Origin of the sequence: Kitasatospora sp. NPDC059327 (assembly GCF_042752535.1) — a bacterium.
Classification (GTDB): Bacteria; Actinomycetota; Actinomycetes; order Streptomycetales; family Streptomycetaceae; genus Kitasatospora.
The window spans coordinates 51,800-75,747 of record NZ_JBHYYB010000016.1; the positions used below are offsets into that span (position 1 = coordinate 51,800).

The following is a 23,948-nucleotide window of genomic DNA, read 5'->3' on the forward strand; positions in this document are numbered from 1 at the left end:
GGCTGCGGTGGGTGCCCGCGGGTTTGGTGTCGCCGTCCCGGGCGGGTGAGGGCCGCGCGATGGGCCCGGCGGTCGCCGGGCCCTTCGCGCGCTGCGGTGCGATGAGACGGGATGCGGTGCGTGCTCAGCCCTCCAGGAAGGCCTTGACCGCGCTCGCCAGCAGGTACGGGTCGTCCGCGCCGCACAGCTCGCGCGCCGAGTGCATGGAGAGCGCCGCGATGCCGCAGTCCACCGTGCTGATCCCGAGCCGGGCCGCCGTGATCGGGCCGATCGTCGTCCCGCAGGGCATGGCGTTGTTGGAGACGAAGGTCTGCCACGGCACGCCGGCCTTCTCGCAGGCCGCCGCGAAGACCGCCCGGCCGACCCCGTCGGTCGCGTACCGGTTGTTGACGTTGACCTTCAGGATCGGCCCGCCGTTCGGCATCGGGTGGTGCCCCGGCTCGTGCCGCTCGCTGTAGTTGGGGTGGACGGCGTGGCCCATGTCGGAGGAGAGGCAGACGGTGCCGGCCAGCGCCCGGGCGCGGTCCTCCGGGCTGCCGCCGCGCGCGTAGACGCTGCGCTCCAGCACGTTGCCGAGCAGCGGGCTCTGCGCGCCGGTGTCCGACTCGCTGCCGGTCTCCTCGTGGTCGAAGGCGGCCAGCACCGGGATGTACGGCAGGTCCTCGCCGGCCACGGCGGCCAGCGCGGCGGTGGCCGCGTGCACCGAGAGCAGGTTGTCCAGGCGCGGACCGGCCAGCAGCTCGCGGTCCCGGCCCAGGTAGCTGGCGGGCTGCACGTCGTGCGTCATGAGGTCCCAGCCGGCCACGTCGGCGGGGTCGACACCGGCGCGCTGCGCGACGTACTCGATCAGCGAGCCCTCGTCGACCGGGCCGAGGCCCCAGATCGGGGTGAGGTGGCGCTGCTTGTCGAGCTTCATCCCCTCGTTGACCTGGCGGTCGAGGTGGATCGCCAGCTGCGGCACGCGCAGCAGCGGCTCGTCCAGCTGCACCAGCCGCGAGCTGCCGTCCCGCAGCGCGAGGCGGCCGGAGAGGCCGAGGTCGCGGTCGAGCCAGGTGTTCAGCGGCACGCCGCCGTAGATCTCCACGGCGACCTGCCGCCAGCCCGCCGAACCGGTGTCCGGCACCGGCTTGACCCGCAGGTTGGGCGAGTCGGTGTGGGTGCCCACGACGCGGAACGGCGTCTGCGGAACGGCGCCCTGCGGCACGTACCAGGCGATCAGCGCACCGCCCCGGATCACGTACCGGCCCCCGGCCACCGCGTCCCAGGCGTCCGTCTCGGCGACCTGCCGGAAACCCGCCTTCTCCAGCCGCTCGGCGGCGCTGGCGACCGCGTGGTACGGCGACGGTGAGGTACCGAGGAAGGCAATCAGATCATCGGTGTGCGTCCGGTCGAAGAAAGCCTGACGGGCGGCGGTCGACATGCTGCTCCTGAGTCGAGGGAGGGCTGAAACCGGATGGGGGTCGGCTTCGCACCTTGAGCATATGCCCGTACACGGACAGGACACTCGGATCCTCCCAACGGATGCAGAACGCGGACAGAAACCTGAACTGACGCCGCGCCGGACGGCGCGCACCCAGCGGTCGTGCCCGGTCGCGGACGGTCATGGCGGTCCGGAGACGGGCGTGGAACGGCGGTCCGGGGGAGAGACGGCGTGGCCGGGGGACGGCGTGGGCGGAAGCGACCGGTGGCACACCGAAGGGCCCGGTCGAGGAACCGGGCCCTTCGGTGTGAGGGTGGGGTCAGGCGGTCATCGGGGAGGCCGGCGTCAGAACGCCTGCTCCGCCAGCTCCATGATCTCGTTGTCGATGCCCTCGGCGATCAGGCGCTGCGAGGCGACGGTCGGCAGGATGTTCTTGGCGAAGAAGCGGGCCGCCGCGACCTTGCCCTGGTAGAAGGGGACGTCCTTCTCCGAGGCGCCGGCCTCCAGCTTGGCCAGGGCCACCGCGGCCTGGCGCAGCAGCAGCCAGCCGACCACGACGTCGCCGGAGACCATCAGGAGGCGGGTGGTGTTGAGGCCCACCTTGTACATGTTCTTGACGTCCTGCTCGACCGAGGAGAGGTCGGCCAGCAGCTTGCCGACGATGGCCTCCAGGTCACCGGCGGCCTGGGCGAGCAGCTTGCGCTCGGTGGCCAGGGCGTCGCCGCCCGCGGCGGAGCCGAGGAACTTCTGGATCTGCTCGGACAGCGCGGTGAGCGCCTGGCCGCCGTCCTTGACGATCTTGCGGAAGAAGAAGTCCTGGCCCTGGATCGCGGTGGTGCCCTCGTAGAGGGTGTCGATCTTGGCGTCCCGGATGTACTGCTCGATCGGGTACTCCTGCAGGTAGCCGGAGCCACCGAAGGTCTGCAGGGACTGGGCGAGCTGCTCGTAGGACTTCTCCGAGCCGTAGCCCTTGACGATCGGCAGCAGCAGGTCGTTCAGGCGCTCGGCGGCCTCGTCGTGCTCGCCGCGCAGGCGGGCGGCGAGCACGTCGTCCTGGGTGGAGGCGGTGAGCAGGACCAGCGCGCGCATGCCCTCGGCGTAGGCCTTCTGGGTCATCAGCGAGCGGCGCACGTCGGGGTGGTGGGTGATCGTGACGCGCGGCGCGGTCTTGTCCAGGAACTGCGAGATGTCGGCGCCCTGCACGCGCTCCTTGGCGTACTCCAGCGCGTTGAGGTAACCGGTGGAGAGGGTGGCGATGGCCTTCGTGCCGACCATCATCCGGGCGAACTCGATGATCTTGAACATCTGGCGGATGCCGTCGACCTTCTCGCCCAGCAGCCAGCCCTTGGCCGGGTGCTTGGCACCGAAGGTCATCTCGCACGTGTTGGAAGCCTTGAGGCCCATCTTGTGCTCGACGTTGGTCGCGTAGACACCGTTGCGCTCGCCGAGCTCGCCGGTCTCCCAGTCGAAGTCGTACTTCGGCACGATGTAGAGGCCGAGTCCCTTGGTGCCCGGCTTGCCGCCCTCGGGGCGGGCCAGCACCATGTGGATGATGTTCTCGGACATGTCGTGCTCGCCCGAGGTGATGAAGCGCTTCACGCCCTCGATGTGCCAGGAGCCGTCCTCCTGCTTGATCGCCTTGGTGCGGCCGGCGCCCACGTCCGAACCGGCGTCGGGCTCGGTCAGCACCATGGTGGAGCCCCAGAGGCGGTCGGTCATCCGCTTGGCGACCTCCAGCTGCTCCTCGGTGCCCTCCTCGGCGATGACACCGGCGAAGGCCGGGCCGGAGGAGTACATCCAGATGGCCGGGTTCGAGCCGAGGATCTGCTCGGCGAAGCCCCAGATCAGCGAGGACGGGGTGACCTGGCCGCCGATGGACTCCGGGATGCCCAGACGCCACCACTCGGCGTCCATGAAGGCCTGGTAGCTCTTCTTGAACGAGGCCGGGATCGGCGCGGTGTTGGTCTCCGGGTCGAAGACCGGCGGGTTGCGGTCGGTGTCGATGTACGACGCGGCGAGGTCGTTCTCGGCAAGGCGCGCGATCTCGCTCAGGATGTTCTTCGCGGTCTCGACGTCCATGTCCGCGAACGGTCCGGTGCCGTAGACCTGCTCGCGGCCGAACACCTCGAAGAGGTTGAACTCCACGTCCCGCAGGTTGGACTTGTAGTGACCCATCGCCGTTTTCTCCGGTTCGTCGCTTCCGGGAGACCGCCGCGTTCGGGCGCCCCGTACCCACCAGTAAGCATCATGATGCTACCCAGCGGTAACTTGTTTCAAGCCCCTGGCGATGAATCCCCTATGAACGTGGTCACGTCCCACAAGCCGGGAGGGCCACTCCTTGTCAGGATCAACGCCAGCACAGGCGGCTGCGCTCCCGATAGCCTGTCCGTGTGTACGGCTATGACCAGAACGCATACCCGGGCGATCCCTACCAGCAGCAGGCGGGACCGCAGCCGGGCATGAACGGCATGCCCGGCCCCGGCCCGTACGGCGAGCAGCCGCAGGCGTCGCAGCAGCAGCAGTCCCTCTACCCCGAGCCGTCCCCGCCGTCACTGGCGGACGCCGTCCGGGCCTTCACCACCGGGTCGATGGCGGTGGAGGACTTCCAGGCCATCTTCATCACCTCCAAGGTGCACTGCCCGCGCGGCGACCGCCCCGGGTTCCTGGCGCTGCACAACACGCCGACCCCGGTGATCCCGATGTTCAGCTCCCTGAAGGAGCTGCGCCGCTACGCCGGCAAGGACTCCAAGCACTTCACGGTCACCGGCGCCGAGGTGCTCGACCTGCTGCCGACCGGATACGGCTTCGCCCTGGACATGGAGGGCGAGCACCGGATGGTGTTCGACGCCAAGGCGGTCGAGCAGATGGTCGACTTCACCATGCGCCGCATGTACGGCTGACCGGTCCGCGCGTACGCCCGACCGGCCCGCGCGGCCGGCGACGGCGCCCGCGCGGCCGGCGGTCCCGTTCCGGCCGCGCGGGCGCCCCCGGGCCACACCCTCCGACCCGGCCCCGGCGCCGCCGCCTCCATATAGTTCAACGTTCAACTTGCTTCTTGTTGAGGATTGAACTAATCTCGTGGACGTAGGCCAGAGGAACCCCCCGAAGGAGGCCGACATGCCCGCCGTGACCGTCGAAAACCCGCTTGTTCTGCCGCGTATCGCGGCTCCCGCCGAAGGCTCCAGCCCGCGGCCGGTGCTGGCAGTGTCCACCGCCCCCAGCGGCTTCGAGGGCGAGGGCTTCCCGGTCCGCCGCGCCTTCGCGAAGATCAACCAGAAGTACCTCGACCCGTTCATCATGATGGACCAGATGGGCGAGGTCGACTATGCCGCTGGGGAGCCGAAGGGAACCCCTTGGCATCCACACCGGGGCTTCGAGACGGTCACCTACATCATCGACGGCACCTTCATCCACCGGGACTCCCACGGCGGCGGCGGCGTCATCACGGACGGCGACACCCAGTGGATGACGGCCGGCTCGGGCCTGCTCCACATCGAGACCCCGCCCGAGTCGCTCGTCATGTCCGGCGGCCTGTTCCACGGGCTGCAGCTCTGGGTGAACCTGCCCGCCGCCGACAAGATGATCGCGCCGAAGTACCAGGACATCCGCGGCACGAACGTGAAGCTGCTCGCCTCCTCCGACGGCGGCGCGCTGGTGCGGCTGATCGCCGGTGACATCGCCGGCCACCAGGGCCCCGGCGCCACCCACACGCCCATCACGATGATCCACGTGTCGGTGAACCCCGGCGCCCAGGTCACCCTGCCCTGGCGGTCCGACTTCAACGGCCTGGCGTACGGCCTGGCGGGCACTGGCTCGGCGGGCGAGGAGCGGCGCCCGTTCCACATGGGCCAGTCCGTGGTCTTCGGCGACGGCGACTCCCTCACCATCCGGGCGGACGACACCCAGGACTCCCGAAGCGCCAACTTCGAGGTCGTCCTCCTCGGCGGCCTCCCCATCCGCGAGCCCGTCGCCCACTACGGCCCGTTCGTCATGAACAGCCACGCCGAACTCCAGCAGGCCATGGAAGACTTCCAGGCCGGCCGCCTCGGCACCATCCCCCCCGACGCCAACTGACCCGTACCGCCACGCCAGACGAGGCCCCGACCGCACTCCGCGGCCGGGGTCTCGCCATGCCATGCACCGAGCACCTTGAGCCCGGTCCCCAGCCCGAGGTCTCCTGCCCGGACAGCCAAAGCCCCAACCACGCCTAACGGCGACAGGGCAGCGGGCAGGCTGGGACGGCGAAGTCACCCGGTGTCGGGCCGACGTCCGAGCGCATCGGACAGCCCGCCACTATCCAATCATCGACTGATCACTTGCGATCCGATACAGCCGTCCACCTCACTAAATATTTCGGCACATGATCGATCGCCGGAGACTAATCGACCAGCCTGGGCAGTCCGATCCAGCCGTCGATATGGTTCGCACATGGCCGATGTTTCTCATGAGAGGCATGGAGTCCCGCTCGAAGCGTATGAATTGACTCGGCGAGATCATGCTTCACAGAAATCCTCAGACCAGATCCGTGATGCCGTCAACAAGCAGATGGAAAAGTGGCAAGCCGAGGAGGAGGCGGATCCGAAGCTCAGGGAGCAGCGCAACGCTCACCGCAAAAAGGGGCTTGAGATGCTGGGGGCGTTCAAGAACCCAGATCACCAGATCATGCGCTGGCGCGTGCGTCTCTACTGCGGCCACATCGTGGAGAAGAAGCGCCACTGCACCATGGCTAATCCCAGGATGCACGGATCATCGTCAATGCGGTGCCCGGATTGCGGCAAGGACCCCTCGGACATCGTGGCCTACGAGCCACTCGGGCTTGTAGCGGAACCACCGAATCCCAGAAAGCCCCCCGCTCAAGCCCCCAAGAGTAACCGCCTCACCCGCACCCAGCTTGAACAGCGTATCGCGGCGTTGGAGGCCGAGAATACGCGACTCAAGACCGCGCAGGGTTCCTGAGGCCAGCTGCACGGAACCATGGTCTACTGCGCCACCTCACGGCGGCCCCCTTCCATTTCCGGCCGATAACGGTCCTGGGAAGCGGTAGCGCGGCAGGGCGCCGCTTTGGCTCAATAGGTGCGTGGAGATCAACGAGAACTGGGCCTATCGTGCCCAGCCCAAGCTGCTCGGTGGCACTGTCCGCCGTGTGGAGATCGTCCGAGTGGGAGACCCGCGTCGGTCGGCCCAGGTGCATGTCCGGTTCCTCGAAGGGGAGGAGGCCGGGCTGCAGGAGTGGGTGGCGCAGGCATCACTGGTCGCCCGGTGGGCCGACGTTGAGGCATTCCGTGCTGACGATGCTGCGGAGCTGAGGCTGACCGAGGCGTCCCGGCAGGTGCGCAAGAGCCCCGAGTTCGAGGCGGCCCGGACGATCCTGGGGTTCGTCCGCCCGAAGAGCCAGGTCCGGCTGCGCAAAGGCGTGGCTGATGCCGGCGTGTTGGAGCTGGCAGACCTGGATGCCACAGCACAGCGTCTGGGCCTCGATCCGGCCGAGCTGCGCGCCGATCCGATGGTCTACGAGAACCACTCCGGGCTGAGCCTGGCGGGCTGGCCAGTCGTCGAGCGGATCGCCCGGCGCGTTGCGGAAACGCTGGCCGAGGGGATCCTGCCGGAGGTCGACCGCCGGCAGGAGTCCGTGGACCGCGAGCGGGCCGTTCCGTCACGGCACTCCTGGGAGCGCCGCCGGGACGACGGGAAGCTGAAGGCCGAGGACGACGCCCTCCGCACCATCCGCGAGTGGTGCGGCCAGGAGCGGGTGGACCGCTACGACGAGCTGCTCGCGCTTCGCGAAGAGGTGGAGCGGCTGAACACCCTGATCGAGCGGGCCGTGAAGGCGTTGCGCGAGCGCGGGCACGGCGTCATCGCCTCCACCATTGAGCGCGACCTTGGGGTCCGTATTTCCAGCCTTGGTCCCGAGGTGAGGCGCTGAGGTCGCGCCAGGGGTCTGGCTGGTGGGGTGGCTGGGCAGGTTCAGCCGGCGGTGTTTCCTTGACGGGCCGGTGCGGGCTCCAGCCCTTGAGGAAGGGGCGCAGAGCCTCGTCAGTGGGTTCGGTCTCGAAGTCCTCGACGCCGAGCCCTCGGCCGGGCGACGTCGGGTCGATCCTGTCGGCCTCTTCCTCCCCCCACTTGGCCCACTGACGCAGACGCTCGGCCTCCGCGACGGACGTGGCGCGGGATACGGATTCCTCCAGCTCCGCGCAGAACCGGCGGATCTCAGCCGCAGCACGCCACCGGTCCAGGGCCGCCCCGAAGGTCTCCGCCCGCGCAGCCTCGGCGGCGTGGACCTTGGCGGCGGCGATGGCTTTCTCCCACTTCCGCTGCTTGCGCTCCTTCTCCTCGGCCTCCAGTCGTCGCCGCTCGGTCTCCGCCCGTTCCCGCTCCTCCTTGAGCCGTCGTTGCTCGGCCTCGTACGCCAGACGGTGCGTTTCCTGCTCCTCGGCACGTGCTCTCAGGGCACGGAAGGCAGCCCCGATCTGTTCCTCCAGCTGACGGCTGGGTGTGTCTCCGCACTGCTTCGTCCAGGCGTGGGCGCGGTTGTAGCTGTGGTGAGGTTCGACCAGGTAGAGGTCGAGCTCGCCGGACGGCTCGGATCGGTGGGCGGGCGTGACCCGTTGCCAGTCGTAGGTCTTGCGTCGCCCCTTGGGGGCGGGAACGTACTTGGCGTGCCTCTGCCGCTCCTTGAATTCGATCTCCCAGGTCTTGCCGTGGACGTTGAGCATCGGCCTGACCTGGCGCCGCTTCTTCAAGATCGTCACGTCCCCGTGCCTCGACAGGGCTTCCTCTGCGATCAGACGGACGATCGACAGGACGCGTGGGAGCACGTCTTCGGAGATCTCGAAGGCGCTGTGGTCGGCCTTGATCGCCGCGATCACGTCGTCGACGTCCGTGATGACCCTGCTCCGCTGGAGGCGGATTCGGTTCCACTCGGTCTCGTCGAGCCCGTTCGTCCGCAGCAGGCCGAGGAAGAAGTCGCCCTTCTCCCGTCCGCTGTACTTCAGCTGGTAGCCGTCGGGCGCGTACTCGCGAGCGGCGTCAAAGGCCCGCCGTAGCCGCGCACGTTCCTCGGGAGACGGATCCGAGATACGCAGGAAGCGCCCGGCCTGCTGAACTTGCTCGATCAACGCCGGCCCAGCCACCGAGCGAGGAGGTGGCAGCGGGCGGGCGGGACGGGTAGGCGCCACCGACTTCGGGCTCATGGCCCCTTCGCCCGGCTGAGCGTCCTGCCGGACGACCTTCGTAGCCGGTTCCTGAACCTGGCCTCGCTCAGCAGTCCGACCGACCTTCTTGGCCGGCTGGTCCGGGTGATGGCCATGGTCCAGATAGAACCGTCCAACGTCGGTGATCTCTGCCCGCCACTTCGTGTCAGCAGCCTTCGGCATGAGGATGAGCCCGCGGCCCTTGAGTGCCCGTGCCGTAACGGCGAGCGCGGGTTCGTCCGAGGTTACGGGTTCGACACCCGCACTGATACGAGTCAGGAGAGCGAGCTGACGCTCGTTGAGAGGAGTCCAGCGGTGCATACCGCCGTGGTACCGCCTCCCTTCCGTCCGGCACAAGCCGATTGATCAAATCTGCCGAGAAGAGGACCGCTCGGCACCCGCACTGCGGCTTTCGAGGCGTGGCTCTATTGCAATGAAGTCTTCATTGGACTTCCATGGCTGTATGCCTCTTCCCTTGCGCACAATCGACCCGGCGCGATTGGTGTCCAGACGTGTCGAGCTGGGGCTAACACGCGAAGTGCTGGCTGCGAGGGCTGGGGTCTCATCTCGGATGATCTTCTTCTACGAGGAGGGCCGGCACACGCCCACTCCGCCTCGACTGGAGCAGTTGGCATCCGCTCTCGGCTGTGAGGTGGATGCGCTCACCGGGGCTCCGCAGGGACAGGAGACCCTGGTCGATCTAAGGTATGCCGCTGGGCTGACGCTGGAACGGGTCGCCGAGCTTCTGCGGGCGTCGGCGCCAGGCCGTCAGTTGTCTGTCTCGGCGCCCAAGATCTCTGCACTGGAGAAGGGGCTGCAAGTCCAGGGGCGGCACTGGCAGGACCCCGAGGCGACGGGGCGGCTTCTTGCCCCCCTGGCGAAGGCGTACGGAGTCCCGGTACGGATGGTCCTGGACGCTTGGATGCGCACGAGGCCGGACGAGCAGCCTCCAACCTTGGTCACCAAGCGGAAGCAGGAACCTTCACGGGCGGCGTTGGCGACGTGGGAGTCGCTGAATGAACGCCAGCAGGTCTACTTGGGCGAGATCATGCGGGACGACCGCATGACGGAGACCGAGATGTGGATGCGCCGGGTCCAGCGGCTGCCTGTGCCGAAGGCCGCCGAGTGGCGCAAGTTGCCGCTGACGCTCAAGGCCGCGCCTTCTCTTGTCGGGTACACCCGGTTGCAGGAAAGGCTGCGCCAGCATGGTGTGCACGACCCGGGAGCCGGACAGACGGTGCACGCGCTGGAGCGGAGAGGTTTGCTCGTGGTCACTGAGGATTCGGTCGAGCACCCTGCTACCGGAGAGGTCGGCCGGGTACTGGTCGAGATCACCCGACGGGGCCGTGCGGCTGCGCGTGCTGGGCTTGGCGAACCGCGGGAGCCGGACCCTGCGGCCCATCTGCTGTCGGAGTGGCTCTGGGGGGTTCTGGTGCGTGTTGCAGCCGCTGAGCCCGCCGGGTTGGAGGACGACCAGTTGGCCGGCCGCTCACTGTTCTTCATCGGTGTGGGTTATCGAGGCAGGGCTGGGGGGCAGCCGAGCCGCGGCCTGGTGGACTCGGTGCCCGTCATGGCCCCCGGGGGAACGCATGTCGCTGAGTACCGCTGGCGGCTTACCCAGCTCGGTCGGCGTCACGTGGTGGAGTACCTCGATGTCTACCGAGAGCTCTACCCGCGCGTCAATACCACAGGGCTCGACATGCGTGCGAACAAGATGCCGTAAGTGAGCGTCTTTTCTTCACTGGTGGCGTGTTTGTCGTAGGTGCCCCGTACGCTCCGGATCGTGACGAGTCCTTTGGACGATGGTGCGCAGGCGCTCGATGACGACCGGGTCCGCTACCTGGTGACCCGAGCTGCGCTGCGCGCTGCGAAAGCGATGACCGCGCCGGGCCTGGAACCTCAGCAACGCCTGACGACCTTGATGGAGTGTCACGGCATGCTGCATGCGGCACGCGGCCCGGATAGCCCCCTTGCCTTCGGAGAGTTCAGACGGGCACTCAGAGGGGACCTGGCGGTCCTGCTGCCCAAGGGCGTCAGGCCCCTGGATCTGGACGGGATGCTGGTCGTCGACCAGGACGGACAGGTCACCGAAGACGCCTTCGACCTCGATCTTGAGCAGCAGATGCTGCTGCACACGCTGCGCAAGCTCGACACGTTCGCCGGTGTCGTCAGCGACCGGGACCTCCAGTCGGAGATCGACCAGGAGACGGCCTTCACACTGCTGCGCAAGCAAGGTGAGCAAACCGTGTACGAGGCCGGCCGCAAGGATCTGATCCGTTGCCCTGCAGGGCCCGTCGACCAACTGTGCGAGCTGCGGCTGCCCCCGCTGGTCGCAGATTTCTATCGGGAGATTCCCTTCGACTCCGTCTATCGGGGTTGGTGGTTCCCATGCCCCGTCTGCAGATGGCCGATGCGGGTCGTCGTCCGGAGGAACGCGGGAACCTCCGTAGGAGCCGCGCGCTGCTGGCACACGCCCCACGCGGATATGGGGGCCTCCTACCTCTTCCGGCTGCCGGCAGACGGCAGTGCACCAGAGTTACTGCCGGAGCCCGCACCGCCTCGTCCGGAAGGTCGTGAGGCGGTCCTCTATCCGGATCTTGGAGAAGTCCCGCAGGCTCTGCCCGCAGAGGGCCACAAGGCCGTCACCCGAGGCATCTGGCGCTACACGACTGTTCCCGGTCTGCCCGAACTGGCCTTGTACGACCGGCTGACGGAGCGCGGGCTGAAGGTCTCGCTGTGGCCGGGCCTGGACGCCTACGACCTGCTGATCGAGGTCGGCCCGAAGCGGGGCAAGAAGACGACGTTCAAAGTCGACGTCAAGGACTACACCTCGGCCACGGTTTTGGGGAGCCTCGTCCATGCCCAGGAGGGTGACCGGGGTGGCGCCGACTGGCTGGTGGTGCCGGACTACCGGGCCCGCCAAGTCCCCCTACTGTCGGGGGTGTGCGCGAAGTACGGGGACATGCAGGTCGCGACCGCCTCTGAGTTCGGCGAGTTGGTCTGCGAGAAGGCCGGGGTGAACTGGACATGAGTGACCTGCCCATCGAGGAAACCGCGGTATGCACCGCACTGGCCCTCGCCGGCCACTACTTCCCGTTAGCGGTCGACGGCGAATCCCGCACCGCCGCTCCCTTCGCCGAGGCAGCGTTCCTGCTCTCGGGGACGTACCAGGCGTGGGACCGCTGGAAGATGCTGCCTCATGAGGAGAAGCGGCGGATCGCCGCGGTCTGCTCCATCGCGCCGGGTGAACTCGCCGACGTTCGGAAGTTCTCGGTGGCAGCGCGTTCCCTGCTGGCGGGGCTGATCGGGGAAGCTCCAGGGGACGCATCGGTCATGGCTCCCTTCGAGACCGTGGGCGACAACCCCTTCACGGCCGATGCCGCGTTTCCACGACTCGGAGGCGATCCGCTCGGCTACGTCGACCGTCTGACTGCCCGTTTCCGGCGCCCGAGCGCTCGGCCGAGACCTCCGGAGTTCGCCGGCCCCGGCACGTGGTTCACCGGGGAGATCTTCGTCAAGGACGTGGGCCAGATCCACGGACGCCTGACGATCCCCACCTACCCCCAGTTCACCGAGGCGCTCAGCCACGAAAGCCTCCCCCACCTCTCGACCGTCCCGTACATGGCCGACCTCCGTATCCCCACGCCCGATCTGCTCGACCTCGCCGAGCAGATCGACGAGCGCTACCCCGAAGACAAGCGCTACCTGCGCCACACCCTCGGGCAGCTCTTCGACGCGCTGAAGACCACGGACACCATGTCCCCCACCGAAGCTCTCGCGCTGACCGCCGGCGGCATGGAGATCTTCAACGCGCCGACCGGCACCGGCAAGAGTGTGATGGTCCGCGTCATGGCCGCCTGGTTCGCCGCCCGCAACCTGCGCGTCACGATCGTCCTGCCCGACATCAAGGCATGCCTTGCCATGACCTGGAACGTGCGCCAGGACCTGGCCCACCTTCACCGGTCCAAGGTCATCGAGCACGAGGCCACGTGCGCACACTTGATGTCGTCATCCGGCATGCACGACCGCGCGCTCAAGCTCGCCTCTCTGATCAACGAGGACCCGGACGCGCCCGGCGAGTGGGGCGAACGCGCCGAACGCGACGTCGATCCCCTGGCGTACGGATGCGCCCTGAAGACGTTCCTGGAAGCCACCGGGGACTATCCGCCGGGGCGTGAGCCCTGCCTGTCGCTGCACCGACAGGGTGTCGGGGCTGCGGCCTGCCCTTGGATCCCGACCTGCGGCAGGTACGCTCCCGTGTACGAGGCGGCCGACGCCAACGTCGTCGTCATGAATCACTACGTGTTCATGCAGGGCAACCTGCGGATCGGCGTCAACCTCGACGGTCGGCCCGTACGCAGCATGACCGCAGCCGAGTTCGCACTGAGGACCTGCCACGCTGTTCTCATCGACGAGGTCGACCAGTTCCAGTCCCGGGCCGTCGACAAGTGCGCGAGCGAGATCATCCTGCACTCCCGCCGGCACTGGTCGGCCGCGCCGCAGGAGATGGACACCGACGCCAAACGGCTACGCATCGACGACGAGCACAACCTGCTGCCCGCTGTCAGCCACGTCCGTCTCATGGCCGAGTTCCTCCTGCTCAGCATCTGTAAGAACGCCCTCAGCCTGCACGCCACGGAGGACGACCGGGCCCAGGAGCGCATCCCCGACCAGACCAGTACCCGCTGGCACCTGGCACGTGGGCGTGACCGTACCCTCCTCCGGCTGCTGTGGTCGCCAACAGAGACGGGCGACGGTGCAGACATCCCGGCTGAGCTCTTCCAGCAGCTCAACGCCCTCATGCCTACCCGCTATCAGCGCCGCGATCCGCTCAACCGACAGGCGAGCCTGCTCGACCCCGATTGGCATGACGTCAGGGAAGCGCTCAGCGCGCTGGTGGCGCCTCGCGGCGAGCACCTGCTGGACGCCGTCAAGATCGAACTTCACGGCCTGCTCGAGCCCAGCGTCAAGGACCCGCACAGGCGTGCGCAGGCGGTCAACCTGCTGGTCACCCGGACTGCCATGATCGAGTTGGACGAGGCGTTGTCCGCCCTCCAGGAGAAGGCCCACGACTACCGCTCCTCCGGTCTGCGTTCGGCCCAGAAGATCGTGGAGAACCTGCAGGCGACTGCGATCTCCGCCGTTCTGCCGCTCGGCATGCTGGGGCAAGCCATCACCGGCTACCGAGTCACCGGACTCGATGACAAGGAGAAGAACGCGGCCCTGGTCGCCCAGACCATCGCCGGTGACCCGCACACCTTCACCGCCGAGCTGGGTGGGATCGTGTCCCTCATCCTGGCAGGCGTCGAACGGCCAGTAATGGGGCTGTCGGCCACCGCCTACTTCCCCCAGGCAGTCCGAGAGCACCTCCACGCCCCGGTGCGCTGGTGGATGACCGACGCCCAGGCCAACTCCATCCGGGCCAGGAAACACCGCATCGACTATGGCGAAGGCCACCCCCTGTTCGGAGAACCGATCAAGGTCTCCGGCACCCACCCCAGCCGTAAGAAGGACGCGCTCATCGAGCTCGGCGGCAACCTGTACGACCAGTACATCCACCGCGAACTCGAACGGACCGCTGCCAAGGACCCGGATCGGGCACACGTACTGGTCGTCGCCAACTCCTATCAACAGTGCGCGTGGCTCGCCCGCGGAATCGCTCAGGCCGGGCAGTACGACGGCGGACTATGCCTGGCTGTCCGCGCGGAGAACCGGCACGGTGCCGACCCCGAACTGCCCAGGGAGACCGTGGCCGTACGCCTGACCGCCGAGGAGTTCGAGGACTTCCCCAATCACGGCAAAATCCTCGTCGTTCCGCTGTCGCTCATCGCCCGCGGGCTCAACATCGTCAAGGGCACCCGCTCAGCGGTCCGATCCGTCTACCTGTGCGTGCGCCCCCTCGCACTGCTCAACGAACCCGCCGAGATGTACGGCAGCATCAACGCCGCCGGGCTGCGTGCCCTGTCGGCCGGCGGTATCTCCGACCCGTCGCAGGCCCTGGCCGGTGCCCGCGCGGCGGCATGGGACCGCCTGGCGCTCCTCCTGCGCACAGCCCCACAGTTCACGGCGATGCACAAGTCCCTCCAGGAGGAGGTCGTCGCGGGCATGATCGTCGACCTCATCCAGCTCGCCGGTCGCGCCCGTCGCGGCGGCACCGAAGCCGTGCTGCACATGGTCGACTACGCCTTCCACGAGGACACCTGGAGCGCCGACCTGGAGACCGTCCTTCGGCGCATCCACTCCCAGTGGCCGCCTGACGTGCGACGACGCATGAACGACCTGTACGGAGAGGCGCTCAACGCTTTCCTCTCCTACGCCGGCATCGACCCCCACTGACCCTGGGCACCCGGGCAACCGACGAGACTCACAAGAAAGAAGAAGAGACCACGTGACCGAGCAGGACCCCGCACCGGGCAACCAGGACCGCGCACCCGGCAAGTACCTCAACACCCTCGCCTTCCGCTGCACCCCCGAGCTGGTCGGCGATGCCGTTGTCCACGTGCGGCACTTCGACGAAGCGACCTGGAAGCTCTGGGACGACTTCGACCACCTGTGCAAGAAGAAGTTCAACAACGACTCGGCCCAGGCCCCCTACTCCATCGCCACCACCGTCCTGAGCATGATGAGCGGCGGCTACGTCTACTTCGACCCGGACCGCCGCGCCCCGTTCCTCGCCTCGCTCCGCCCGGTCGACAGCAAACTGCTCCGCCGCGTCTTCACCCTCACCCACTACCTGGCCCTCGGTCAGGACGTCAGCACGATCGACATCACCACAGCGCCCGAACTGGCCAAGCGGATCGCCGACACCCCAGAGCGCACGCACCTGCTGGCCGAGTACCTCCAGCCCACCAGCAACACCCAACCCAGTGCCCCCAACTGGCTCTTCAGCACAGTCGCCTGGGAGCTGTCCCGACGCTTCGCCGCTGAGCGCTGGGCGATCTCCGACAGCAAGTCCATCCAACTACGGGCGGACACGACGGGCGGCCTGGTCGCCTTCGACGACCCCTGGCAGAACGAACAGGGAGGCCGCTTCGCCCTATCCCGGACCGCACTGAAGCTGAAGACCCTGCCCAACGTCGCCAACCCCGTACTGCTGCTGAGTTCCCGGGTGACCCGCATCTCCTCCTCCCTCGTCTTCTCCACCACCGCCCTCGCGGAGCAGCCCGGCCCGGACAACCCGCTGCTGGAGGTCAAGCTCAACGGTCGCGGTGGCGCCCGCACCATCAACCGCCTCGCTCTCCAGGCGCTCGGCCGGCTGGAGATGGACTACTCGATCCTGCGCACCATCGACGAACGTTCGAAGCGGGAGCAGAAGCTCCTCGCCGACGCGAAGGAAAAGAAGGAAGCAGCCCGCTTCCCCCGCGAGCACCCCGGACACGTCTGGCCCATCCTGCCGAAGAACTTCTCCTTCCCCATCGGCACCGGCACCGGCATGCACCACCTTCGGCTCCTGCACCAGCACTTCACCAACGTCTTCGCCGACCACGCCGAGCCCCTGGAGATGCTCGAGGTGCGGATGAGCCTCCCGCACCGCCCCACCGACCCGGAGAACATCTCCAAGCAGGAGTACCTGCGCCGCAAGGCGGAGCGCGAGCAGCATCCGGATCCGAAGACGCTCGGCCCGATCCGCCAACGCGGCAGCCTCTTCCCCACCCCGGAGTCCATCTTCGCCTCCGTCGAAGCTGCCGGCTTCAAGAAGCTGCGTATCGTCTGCCTGTGGTACCGGGACGAAACCCGACTGCGGATGCTCGACACCTTCTGCAAGACCTTCGGCCTCGCGCCGGAGGGCCTCGACCCGCGCGGCGGCGACGAGCTCAGCCTGTACGGAGACCACATCACCGCCGTGTTCCATCAGGCCGGCGACTTCCTTGAACCTGGGCCCTCCGGTGGCCGCAAGGAGGCGCTGGCGGCCACCGGAGCCGCGCGTCGGTCCCAGGACGGGGTGCTTGTCGGTGCCTGGTGCGAGACCGAGATCCCCACAGCGGCCGACGCCGACGGCGGCGGTGAGGCGAGCCTCGACGACCTCGACGCCAAGCCCCAGACCAGGAAGATCCTCGCTGACCTCGATGTCCCGACTCAGTACCTCCGAGGCAAGGACGAGAAGGGCGTTATCAAGCCCAAGGCGAAGGACCACCCCGCCGAGATGGCCCTCCTCGACCTCTACCGCTCGCTTGGCGTCATCGACGACCGCATCGCCAATGCGCTGCAACCCGAGAAGGCGGGCTATCCGGTCGACCGCATCGCCCACGTCGGCATCCACGTAAGGCAGCAGAACAGGCGCAAGGGAGAGTTCGGCCAACCCAAGGTGGTCATCACCGCCTCGGCCCTCGTGCCCCCGGCGGTTGCCGGTGGCACCTGGACGATGCTCGGTTGGAGCTCCACCCGGCCTGTATGGCAGCCCTACCGCCTGGCACAGCCGGCCTTCCACGCCAGCGCCTACCCCGAGGGCACCGGCGACAAGAAGACCTACCGGCAGCGCTGGGACGACGCGGCCGAGACCGTCGAGCGCGCCCTCGCCGACCTGTCCGAGGAACTGGACGACACCCCGTACGTCGTCACCGTGGACGAGCTCGCTTCACGACGGATGTGGGACGGGCTGCAGAACATGCGTCTCGGCAGCTCTCCCGAGAAGCGCAACAGCCGCTACTGGCTTCCCGGTAGCACCCTGAGCCGTGACGAGCGGCCCCAGGCCGTCATCCGTATCAACGTCAGCGACGAGGAGGTACCTCAACCGGTCAGCACGACCCGGATCGCCAAGGCCAAAGGCGGCGACCCCGTGGAACAGGACACCGCGACCACGCTCTACCAGGTCACCACGGACTTCGGCGCCCCGGTGTGGATCTTCTGCAACGTGCCACGCGCCTTCGACGGGGACGGCGCAGGCCGGCTTGGATCCAAGTACACCCGATGGGACGCGAAGCCCTCCGTCTTCTCCGACAAGAAGGAGGAGCGACGCAAGGGTGAGATGCCCCAGAACTGGTACTCCATGACGGCCAACGAGATCTACCCGCTCGCCTGCGCCGAGGGTGTCTCCGAGGAGGCTCTCGCCATCACCACAGCGAAGCTCTCCCACCAGGCCCAGTTCTGGGACGGACGCTCCCGCTTCCCCCTCCCTCTGCACGCCGCGAAGCAGATGGACCTCGACCACCCGCAGTACCGGCGCACTGCCGCACCGGAGGAGAAGCCGCTCGCGGAACCAGGTGCTGAGGAAGCACCAGTCAATGGAACAGAGGATTAGCGTAGGTCTGGGGGACTGTAACGACGAGGCCCGGCAGCCGTCGCAGCTTGCCGCGCCTCTGTCCGGTCGTCAGTCGACGAGGTAGTGGGCTTCGATGTAGGCCACGGTGGAGTCGTACGGTTCCCCCACCGGCTTCAGCGTGTACCGGCGGAAGACTGCGGCGGTGGCGCGGCGGGCGCCCCGGTTACGAGCGTCGGCATTGTCCCACGACCGGGCGAGAGTGCGAGTAACCACCTGGTCAATCTCCTCGGCCAGATTCCTCTCGGTGACTGTGAGGCCGGACGGTGCGTGGTCGTGGATGATCCGCGACAGGACACCCACGTGGTCGTCGTCCAACACAACGACGGCCGTGTTGGGGTGCTTCTCGGCGTCCACGACGGCGCGGGCGATCCGAAGTGCTTCGGACAGGAAGTCCAGGGCATCCTGAGCGTTCTGGATGATCCGGTCGCGCAGCAGCCTTATCCGCTCCGCGAGTGCGGTGTACTTCGCGGACCCCGGTTCGACGCCCTTGTCGAGGGCGGCCTTGATGCGGTCCAGGATCTCCGCCGCGGACGGCGGCGTCTTTTCCTGACCGTCACCCTTGTCGGGCTTGGGGCGGACGAGGGCGAGCAGCTCCTTCAGGATGACGATGCCCTGGGCGTCCAGGACGAGGGCCTCCTCCTGGGAGGCGGCCACGGAGAAGGAGTGGACGTGGGCGTTGATGATCTCCAAGACCATCGGTCCCAGCTCGCCTAGCCGTTCCTTCCTCTCCTCATCGGAGGACTTCTTGAACAGAGTCGTGTACACGGATCCGAACAGTCCGAAGCCGTCCTGGTACTTGGCGACCCGCTTGTCGGTGTTGATGAGCGGGTACAGGCGGGCCAGGAGCCGGTAGTCCTTCGTGAACACCTCGGCCGCTTCAGGGTTGGCGTCCAGGAAGATGTTGATGGCCCGTACGGACTCGTAACCGTGGACTGTGAGGTCGAGGCCGTCCACGTCCGCGAGGAGGTCTTCGATGCGGGCGAAGGTGTTGCGGAACTCGGCGACCAGCGCGGACAAGTCAGTGACGAACCCGCCGCCCTTGCCGACTCCCTTCGAGGTGGGGTCGACGACGGCCCGCTGGACCTCTTCGGCCAGGCCGATGTAGTCCACGACCACGCCGCGGGTCTTCACGAACCCGGTCGGGGATACCCAGGTGCGGTTCGGGCGGGTGATGGTCTGGAACAGGCTGTGGGCCTTCAAGGGCTTGTCCAGGTAGAGGACGCCCTCGTTCGGGGCGTCGAACCCCGTCATCAGCTTCGCGGTCACCACCAGGAAGCACAGCGGGTCGTCCGGGGAGAGGAACCGCCGCTTCTGCTCCTCCTCCTCGGCCTCCGAGAGCTGGAACGGCTTCAGGGCGGCGACTTCGTCCTTGGCATCCGAGACGGAGATGTTCACCTCGGCGGTGATCCGGGCGTGCTTCCCGACTTTGGCGAGCACCTGTGACGCCTCGAAGCCGGCCAGCAGCTCGTTGATCTTCTCCATGTATGCCACGGCCAGCTCGCGGTTGAAGGCGACGACCTGGGCCTTGAGGCCGTTGCGGTAGGCGCCGGCCAGGTAGTGGTCCACGATGTCCTGGCAGACCGCGTGGATGCGGTCGGGGTTGGCGAAGACCGAGGTGAGACGGCCGAACTTGCGGGACAGCGTCTCACGGTCGGGGTCATCGAGATCGAAGTCGTCGGCGAACTGGTCGAACTCGGCCTGCAACTCCTGGTCGTTCATCTCGAAGACGACCGGGCGCGGGTCCAGTACGACCGGCACGGTCGCCTCGTCCAACAGAGACCGGGACACCGAGTAGCGGTGCAGCACACTACCCGGGTCGGCCTCCTCGCCGAAGAGGGCGAAGGTGTCGGTGGCGAGGTTCCGTACGGGAGTGCCGGTCATGCCGAAGAACTTCGCGTTCGGCAGCGCTGCGCGCATCTGCCCGGCCAGGGACTTCTTCTTGTCGGACTGGGTGCGGTGTGCCTCGTCGACCAGCACGATGATGTTGGCCCTGGTCGACAGGTTCTCGCCGGCGTCGGCGAACTTGTGGACGGTCGTGGAGATGACACCGCGCACGTCGCCGGCCAGCAGGGAACGCAGCTTCTGGCTGGTCTTGGGCCGGTGGAAGTAGGCATCCCCCATGGCGGAGGTGAACACCCCGGCGGTGTGCCGCACGAGGTGGGTCCGGTCCGAGAGCAGGATGATCGTGGGTGAATCGGTGCGGGTGTCGGTCAGCAGCAGCGAGGCGGCGAAGACCATCAGCAGGGTCTTCCCCGACCCCTGGTGATGCCAGACCAGACCTTTCGACCCGCCCTCCAGGACCCGCTCGTGGATCAGGTGGGCGGCCTCCATCTGCGGATAGCGGGGCAGGTACTTGATGTCAGCCCCACCCCCGGCAGTGTCGAAGAGGACGAAGTTGGCGAGCATGTCCAGGATCGTGGCCGGATTCATGAGCAGCTCGACGGAGCGCTTCACGTCGGCCTGCCCTGACAGGTTCTCGTCGTCGGCGGTGGACCGGAACGGCTGCCACAGGTTCGTGGGCGCGCCGGCGGCACCGAACCGCAGCTTCAGTCCGTCGGAGGCGACGGCGAACACGTTGGGCGTAAAGAACCAGGGGTACTCGGTGACGTACACGTTGTTGATCTCGTTGGCGGCATCGACCCACCCGGACTTTGCGGTCGGTGACTTCACCTCGACCACGACCAGGGGCAGGCCGTTGACCCAGTACACGAGGTCGAAGCGGCGGGAGGTCTTGCCTGGGACGGTTATGGTCACCTCATCGGACACGACCAGCGTGTTGGCGGTCGGGTGCTCGAAGTCGATGACCTTCAGGGCGTGCCACACGCCATCGGCGTCCCGGAACTCCTTGTGTCCGCGCAGCAGGCGCAGTACCTGCTCGTTGGCCCGGACCAGTCCGCCTTCGACAGCATTGACCGTCGCGACGATTTCCTCGGCCACGGCGTCCACGTCGAACCCCCCGATCACCCCGGGGTTCAACCTGACGATGGCATCCCGCAGCTGGGAGGAAATCACTGTCTGCGTTGTCTCACGCGGCAACGCCCGCCCCGCGGTGAAGCCCCAGCCCATAGGGAGGGACCACCGGATCATCAAGTTCTGGAACTCGCGCTCCCGAATGCCCTTCGCCACAGCTCAGACCCCCAGTTAGACAGACTCAATCTCGATAGTGCGGTCCAGCAAGCCCGCCAGCAGCCCGACACGGACGCTTCGGAGGTGGTCAGCCTCGGCGCGGATTGCGGCGATCTTGGCGTCGATGGCCCACACCGATTCGATCTGGACTTGGCGCACCTCAGCGTCGGGCCAGGGAATCTCGAGCCTGTTCAGCCACCGGACTGCCAGATTCCCAAGCCCGGTGCTGCCGCTAGCGGATTCACTCATCGAGTGCTGGATCCTCGGGCTGCGGAGCACGAGGTAGAGGTAGTCCCTCGTCTCGACATCGGTAGCGTCCAGGGTGAACTGGAAGGCGGAGACCGCCGCACCGTGAGTTTCCTCTGGCGGGAGATAGACGTTGCCGATCCGCTTGCGGTTTCCGTTGGTTCGGATCATGACCAGACTCGTCGGACCGATGACCTTTGTGCGGGCCGGTAGCCCCACCACATAGGCCAGTTCGCTCAGGTCGATGGACCCGTCGGGCTTCGTGTTGGTGATCTTCAGGACCGTCCACGCTCCCTCTGACGGGACCGAAGACTCATCCTTGGCCGCCCAAGACGGCCCCGAGCCGATCACGGGGCAGAGGTCCCCGAGCAGCTTCGTGTCGCTGGCAACAGCACCTGTGAACTCATCCAGCAGCCCGTCTCGGACGCGCATCGTGGCCTCAGCCTCACCATCGAGTGCGGCGATCTGGTCGTCCACCGCATCGATGATCTCGACGATCCGCTCCTGCACTGGCTGTGGCGGAAGGTCCATGACGATGTCGAGGAAGTCAGCGGGCTTCACCCGCTCACGCCTGCCACCCATCCCCTTGGACGCACCCTGAAGGGCATCCCACATGCGCTGCGTCGTGGCGAGAACGCGAAAGAAGTCGGGGTCTGCGTCAGATGCGAAGGCGAAGGTCGGAAACTCCTGCGAAGCGAACGATTCCGGCAGGTCGTCAGGCGTGACGGTGATCGCGCCCTCGAACGCCTTGAGTCGGCTGTAGACGAGCACGCCCGGGCGGATCCGGTTGAGCTTCTTGTAGGAGGTTGAGCTCCCCGCTACGGGATCGCGATAGAGGAGCCCTCGCCCCCTGTTCAGCACGCCCACAGTTGGGTACATCTGTTGCGGGTCCACGTCCACCGACTCCACATTCGGCACGAGAAACCGTGCCAGAGGCGCCCGGACCCAGCCCTCCTGCATTCCGGCGGCCTGGTCATTGCTCGAGTCAGTCATCGAAGCCCTCGATCCCGGCGTCGGCGAGCACCGCAAGCATCCGAGCCTCAGTCTTCTGCCGTTCGGCACGCGCGACGTTGTAGGCGTCGATAAGGGTGCCAAGGTCTTCGCTCTCAGCGGCAGCCTGCTTAATGTACGTGTCGATCTTCAGGTCGTACCCACTCGCCACGATCTCCGTGGTGGGCACCAACCGCGCTGGGAGAGCAGCTTCTACGGTGAGGTCCACCGGGTTGCCATCAGCGTCGAAGTCCGCCTGGTAGGCCCGCACCATGTCGGCGATGTCGACCTTGGTGAGGACATTGCGGTTCTTGGCCTTGGTGAACCGCTTGGAGGCATCGATGAACAGCACCCCGCCCTTGCGCTCAGGGCGCTTGGTACCGGACGCTCGAAACACCAGGATCGCCGTGGGGATGGCCGTCGAGTAGAAGAGATTCGCCGGCAGCCCGATCACGGCTTCCAACAGGTCATCGTCCAGGACTCGCTGGCGGATAGCTGCTTCCTGGCCGCCGCGGAAGAGGACGCCGTGAGGCAGGACGACACCGGCGCGGCCCTTCAGCGGGTCCATGCTGGCGATCATGTGCTGCACGAACGCCCAGTCCGCAGACGACAAGGGCGCGACTCCGCCGATCGCACGCGGGTCCTTGGTCCAAGGCTTCCATTTCAGGCTGTAAGGCGGGTTGGCCAAGATCACGTCGAACTGCTCGACAGATCCGTCCGACTTCTTGAAAAGAGGGTCCTTCAGGGTGTCGCCGACCTCGACCTTGAAGTCGGTGAGGTTGTGCATGAAGAGGTTCATGCGTGCCACGCCCGCAGTGTCCGCTACGGCTTCCTGCCCGTGCAGCTTGAGCGTGTAGCCACGTTTGTTGTGTGCCTTCAGGAGGTTCGCGGAGGCGATGAGCATGCCGCCCGACCCACACGTCGGGTCGTACACCGATTCGCGGTTTTGGGGGTCCAGGACCTCGACGAGCAGCTCGACGACCTCGCGCGGGGTGAAGAACTGGCCGGCACGGGTGCCGGACCCGTCGGAGAAGCGCTTCAGTAGGTACTCGTACGCCCCACCGAGCACGTCGTAGGACATGTTGCCCTCGTGCATCTTCGGGACTCGGTCCATCGCCTGCATGACCGCTGCGAGAACCTCCCCCGACAGCACCTCTTCGGCCGTCCAGGTCATGGCCCCGAAGATGCGGGAGAACTTGTCAGGGTTGGCCGTTTCGATGGCCTGCAGGGAGGCCCGGACCCGCTGGCCGAGGCCGGGCCGGGTGACGGTGGCGAGGATGGACGTCCAAGAGGAACGACGCTCCTGGACGGTGTCGGGGTGGATGAGCGGGAGCTCGAAGTCCTGGTAGTCGCGGTACTCGATCTCGCGGGCTTCCTCGGCGGAGTAGTCCAGGCCCTGGTTCTCGGCCTGGAACTCCTGGCGGCGGTGCTCCCAGGTGTCCGACAGGTACTTCCAGAACATCAGCGGGAAGACTACCGAGGAGTACTGCGATTCGGGCATCGCCACGCGCAGCTCGTCGGCGGCGTCCCACAGCCGGTTCTCGATCTCCTGCTGGGTCACTGCCATCAGTCGGGGGTGTCCTTGCTCGTCAAAGGGCGGCGACCCGAAGGCCGTGCTGTTCCTGCTGGTCACTCGATTCGGGCGCGCTCGACATGTAGTCGCCAGGCGTGTCCTGCCGGGTGAACCTGCGCGGGGCGTCGTATCCCCTGCGCGGAA

14 protein-coding genes are annotated in these 23,948 nt (G+C 67.2%); 8 read left to right on the plus strand and 6 right to left on the minus strand.

Annotated features, from left to right (window positions below; all coding sequences use genetic code 11):
• Window positions 1–124: 124 nt before the first annotated feature.
• Entirely contained in the window at window positions 125–1,420 is a 1,296-nt protein-coding gene (locus ACFXHB_RS12840; RefSeq protein ID WP_380574062.1) for a M18 family aminopeptidase, read from the minus strand.
• A 345-nt stretch (window positions 1,421–1,765) separates the two neighbouring features.
• Entirely contained in the window at window positions 1,766–3,595 is a 1,830-nt protein-coding gene (locus ACFXHB_RS12845) for an acyl-CoA dehydrogenase (RefSeq protein ID WP_380574063.1), read from the minus strand.
• Between the two features lie 215 nt (window positions 3,596–3,810).
• Here ACFXHB_RS12845 and ACFXHB_RS12850 point away from each other — a divergent pair, with 215 nt between their 5' ends.
• The 4 genes from ACFXHB_RS12850 (at window position 3,811) to ACFXHB_RS12865 (ending at window position 7,343) form a co-directional block, all read left to right on the plus strand.
• Entirely contained in the window at window positions 3,811–4,320 is a 510-nt protein-coding gene (locus tag ACFXHB_RS12850; RefSeq protein ID WP_380574064.1) for an SseB family protein, read from the plus strand.
• Between the two features lie 217 nt (window positions 4,321–4,537).
• Window positions 4,538–5,494 carry a pirin family protein gene (locus ACFXHB_RS12855; protein WP_380574065.1) on the plus strand — a complete coding sequence of 319 codons (957 nt, stop codon included), beginning with the start codon at window positions 4,538–4,540 and terminating at the stop codon, window positions 5,492–5,494.
• A gap of 354 nt (window positions 5,495–5,848) precedes the next feature.
• Window positions 5,849–6,376, plus strand: a complete 528-nt coding sequence (locus ACFXHB_RS12860; RefSeq protein ID WP_380574066.1) for a hypothetical protein — start codon at window positions 5,849–5,851, stop codon at window positions 6,374–6,376.
• Between the two features lie 121 nt (window positions 6,377–6,497).
• Entirely contained in the window at window positions 6,498–7,343 is an 846-nt protein-coding gene (locus ACFXHB_RS12865; RefSeq protein WP_380574067.1) for a PE-PGRS family protein, read from the plus strand.
• Here the strand turns inward: ACFXHB_RS12865 and ACFXHB_RS12870 are convergent.
• A complete protein-coding gene (locus ACFXHB_RS12870; RefSeq protein WP_380574068.1) occupies window positions 7,273–8,931 on the minus strand; it encodes a PE-PGRS family protein in 1,659 nt (552 codons plus the stop codon). The genes ACFXHB_RS12865 and ACFXHB_RS12870 overlap by 71 nt on opposite strands.
• 142 nt (window positions 8,932–9,073) lie before the next feature.
• Here ACFXHB_RS12870 and ACFXHB_RS12875 point away from each other — a divergent pair, with 142 nt between their 5' ends.
• From ACFXHB_RS12875 to ACFXHB_RS12890, 4 genes are read left to right on the plus strand one after another with little or no spacing between them, the layout of a single operon-like run.
• Window positions 9,074–10,333 carry a helix-turn-helix domain-containing protein gene (locus tag ACFXHB_RS12875; protein WP_380574069.1) on the plus strand — a complete coding sequence of 420 codons (1,260 nt, stop codon included), beginning with the start codon at window positions 9,074–9,076 and terminating at the stop codon, window positions 10,331–10,333.
• 60 nt (window positions 10,334–10,393) lie between these two features.
• Entirely contained in the window at window positions 10,394–11,641 is a 1,248-nt protein-coding gene (locus tag ACFXHB_RS12880; RefSeq protein ID WP_380574070.1) for a hypothetical protein, read from the plus strand.
• A complete protein-coding gene (locus ACFXHB_RS12885) occupies window positions 11,638–14,946 on the plus strand; it encodes a hypothetical protein (RefSeq protein ID WP_380574071.1) in 3,309 nt (1,102 codons plus the stop codon). The genes ACFXHB_RS12880 and ACFXHB_RS12885 overlap by 4 nt, the downstream gene beginning before the upstream one ends.
• Window positions 14,947–14,998: 52 nt before the next feature.
• A complete protein-coding gene (locus tag ACFXHB_RS12890; protein ID WP_380574072.1) occupies window positions 14,999–17,848 on the plus strand; it encodes an RNaseH domain-containing protein in 2,850 nt (949 codons plus the stop codon).
• Window positions 17,849–17,917: 69 nt separating this feature from the next.
• Here ACFXHB_RS12890 and ACFXHB_RS12895 read toward each other — a convergent pair whose 3' ends face one another.
• Genes ACFXHB_RS12895 through ACFXHB_RS12905 form a run of 3 tightly spaced genes read right to left on the minus strand, consistent with a single transcriptional unit; the run spans window position 17,918 to window position 23,798 of the window.
• Window positions 17,918–20,956 carry a type I restriction endonuclease subunit R gene (locus tag ACFXHB_RS12895; protein WP_380574138.1) on the minus strand — a complete coding sequence of 1,013 codons (3,039 nt, stop codon included), beginning with the start codon at window positions 20,954–20,956 and terminating at the stop codon, window positions 17,918–17,920.
• A gap of 54 nt (window positions 20,957–21,010) precedes the next feature.
• Complete coding sequence (locus ACFXHB_RS12900) at window positions 21,011–22,234, minus strand: hypothetical protein (protein WP_380574073.1); 1,224 nt, start codon at window positions 22,232–22,234, stop codon at window positions 21,011–21,013.
• Window positions 22,227–23,798 carry an N-6 DNA methylase gene (locus ACFXHB_RS12905; protein WP_380574074.1) on the minus strand — a complete coding sequence of 524 codons (1,572 nt, stop codon included), beginning with the start codon at window positions 23,796–23,798 and terminating at the stop codon, window positions 22,227–22,229. Before ACFXHB_RS12905 ends, ACFXHB_RS12900 begins: the two co-directional genes overlap by 8 nt.
• Window positions 23,799–23,948 lie beyond the last annotated feature (150 nt).

Coding starts and splice junctions, on each gene's coding strand:
- ACFXHB_RS12860 (WP_380574066.1), top strand. CDS start 5,849: ATGGCCGATGTTTCTCATGAGAGGCATGGAGTCCCGCTCGAAGCGTAT.
- ACFXHB_RS12855 (WP_380574065.1), top strand. CDS start 4,538: ATGCCCGCCGTGACCGTCGAAAACCCGCTTGTTCTGCCGCGTATCGCG.
- ACFXHB_RS12900 (WP_380574073.1), bottom strand. CDS start 22,234: ATGACTGACTCGAGCAATGACCAGGCCGCCGGAATGCAGGAGGGCTGG.
- ACFXHB_RS12885 (WP_380574071.1), top strand. CDS start 11,638: ATGAGTGACCTGCCCATCGAGGAAACCGCGGTATGCACCGCACTGGCC.
- ACFXHB_RS12840 (WP_380574062.1), bottom strand. CDS start 1,420: ATGTCGACCGCCGCCCGTCAGGCTTTCTTCGACCGGACGCACACCGAT.
- ACFXHB_RS12875 (WP_380574069.1), top strand. CDS start 9,074: ATGCCTCTTCCCTTGCGCACAATCGACCCGGCGCGATTGGTGTCCAGA.
- ACFXHB_RS12895 (WP_380574138.1), bottom strand. CDS start 20,956: ATGATCCGGTGGTCCCTCCCTATGGGCTGGGGCTTCACCGCGGGGCGG.
- ACFXHB_RS12870 (WP_380574068.1), bottom strand. CDS start 8,931: ATGCACCGCTGGACTCCTCTCAACGAGCGTCAGCTCGCTCTCCTGACT.
- ACFXHB_RS12845 (WP_380574063.1), bottom strand. CDS start 3,595: ATGGGTCACTACAAGTCCAACCTGCGGGACGTGGAGTTCAACCTCTTC.
- ACFXHB_RS12905 (WP_380574074.1), bottom strand. CDS start 23,798: ATGGCAGTGACCCAGCAGGAGATCGAGAACCGGCTGTGGGACGCCGCC.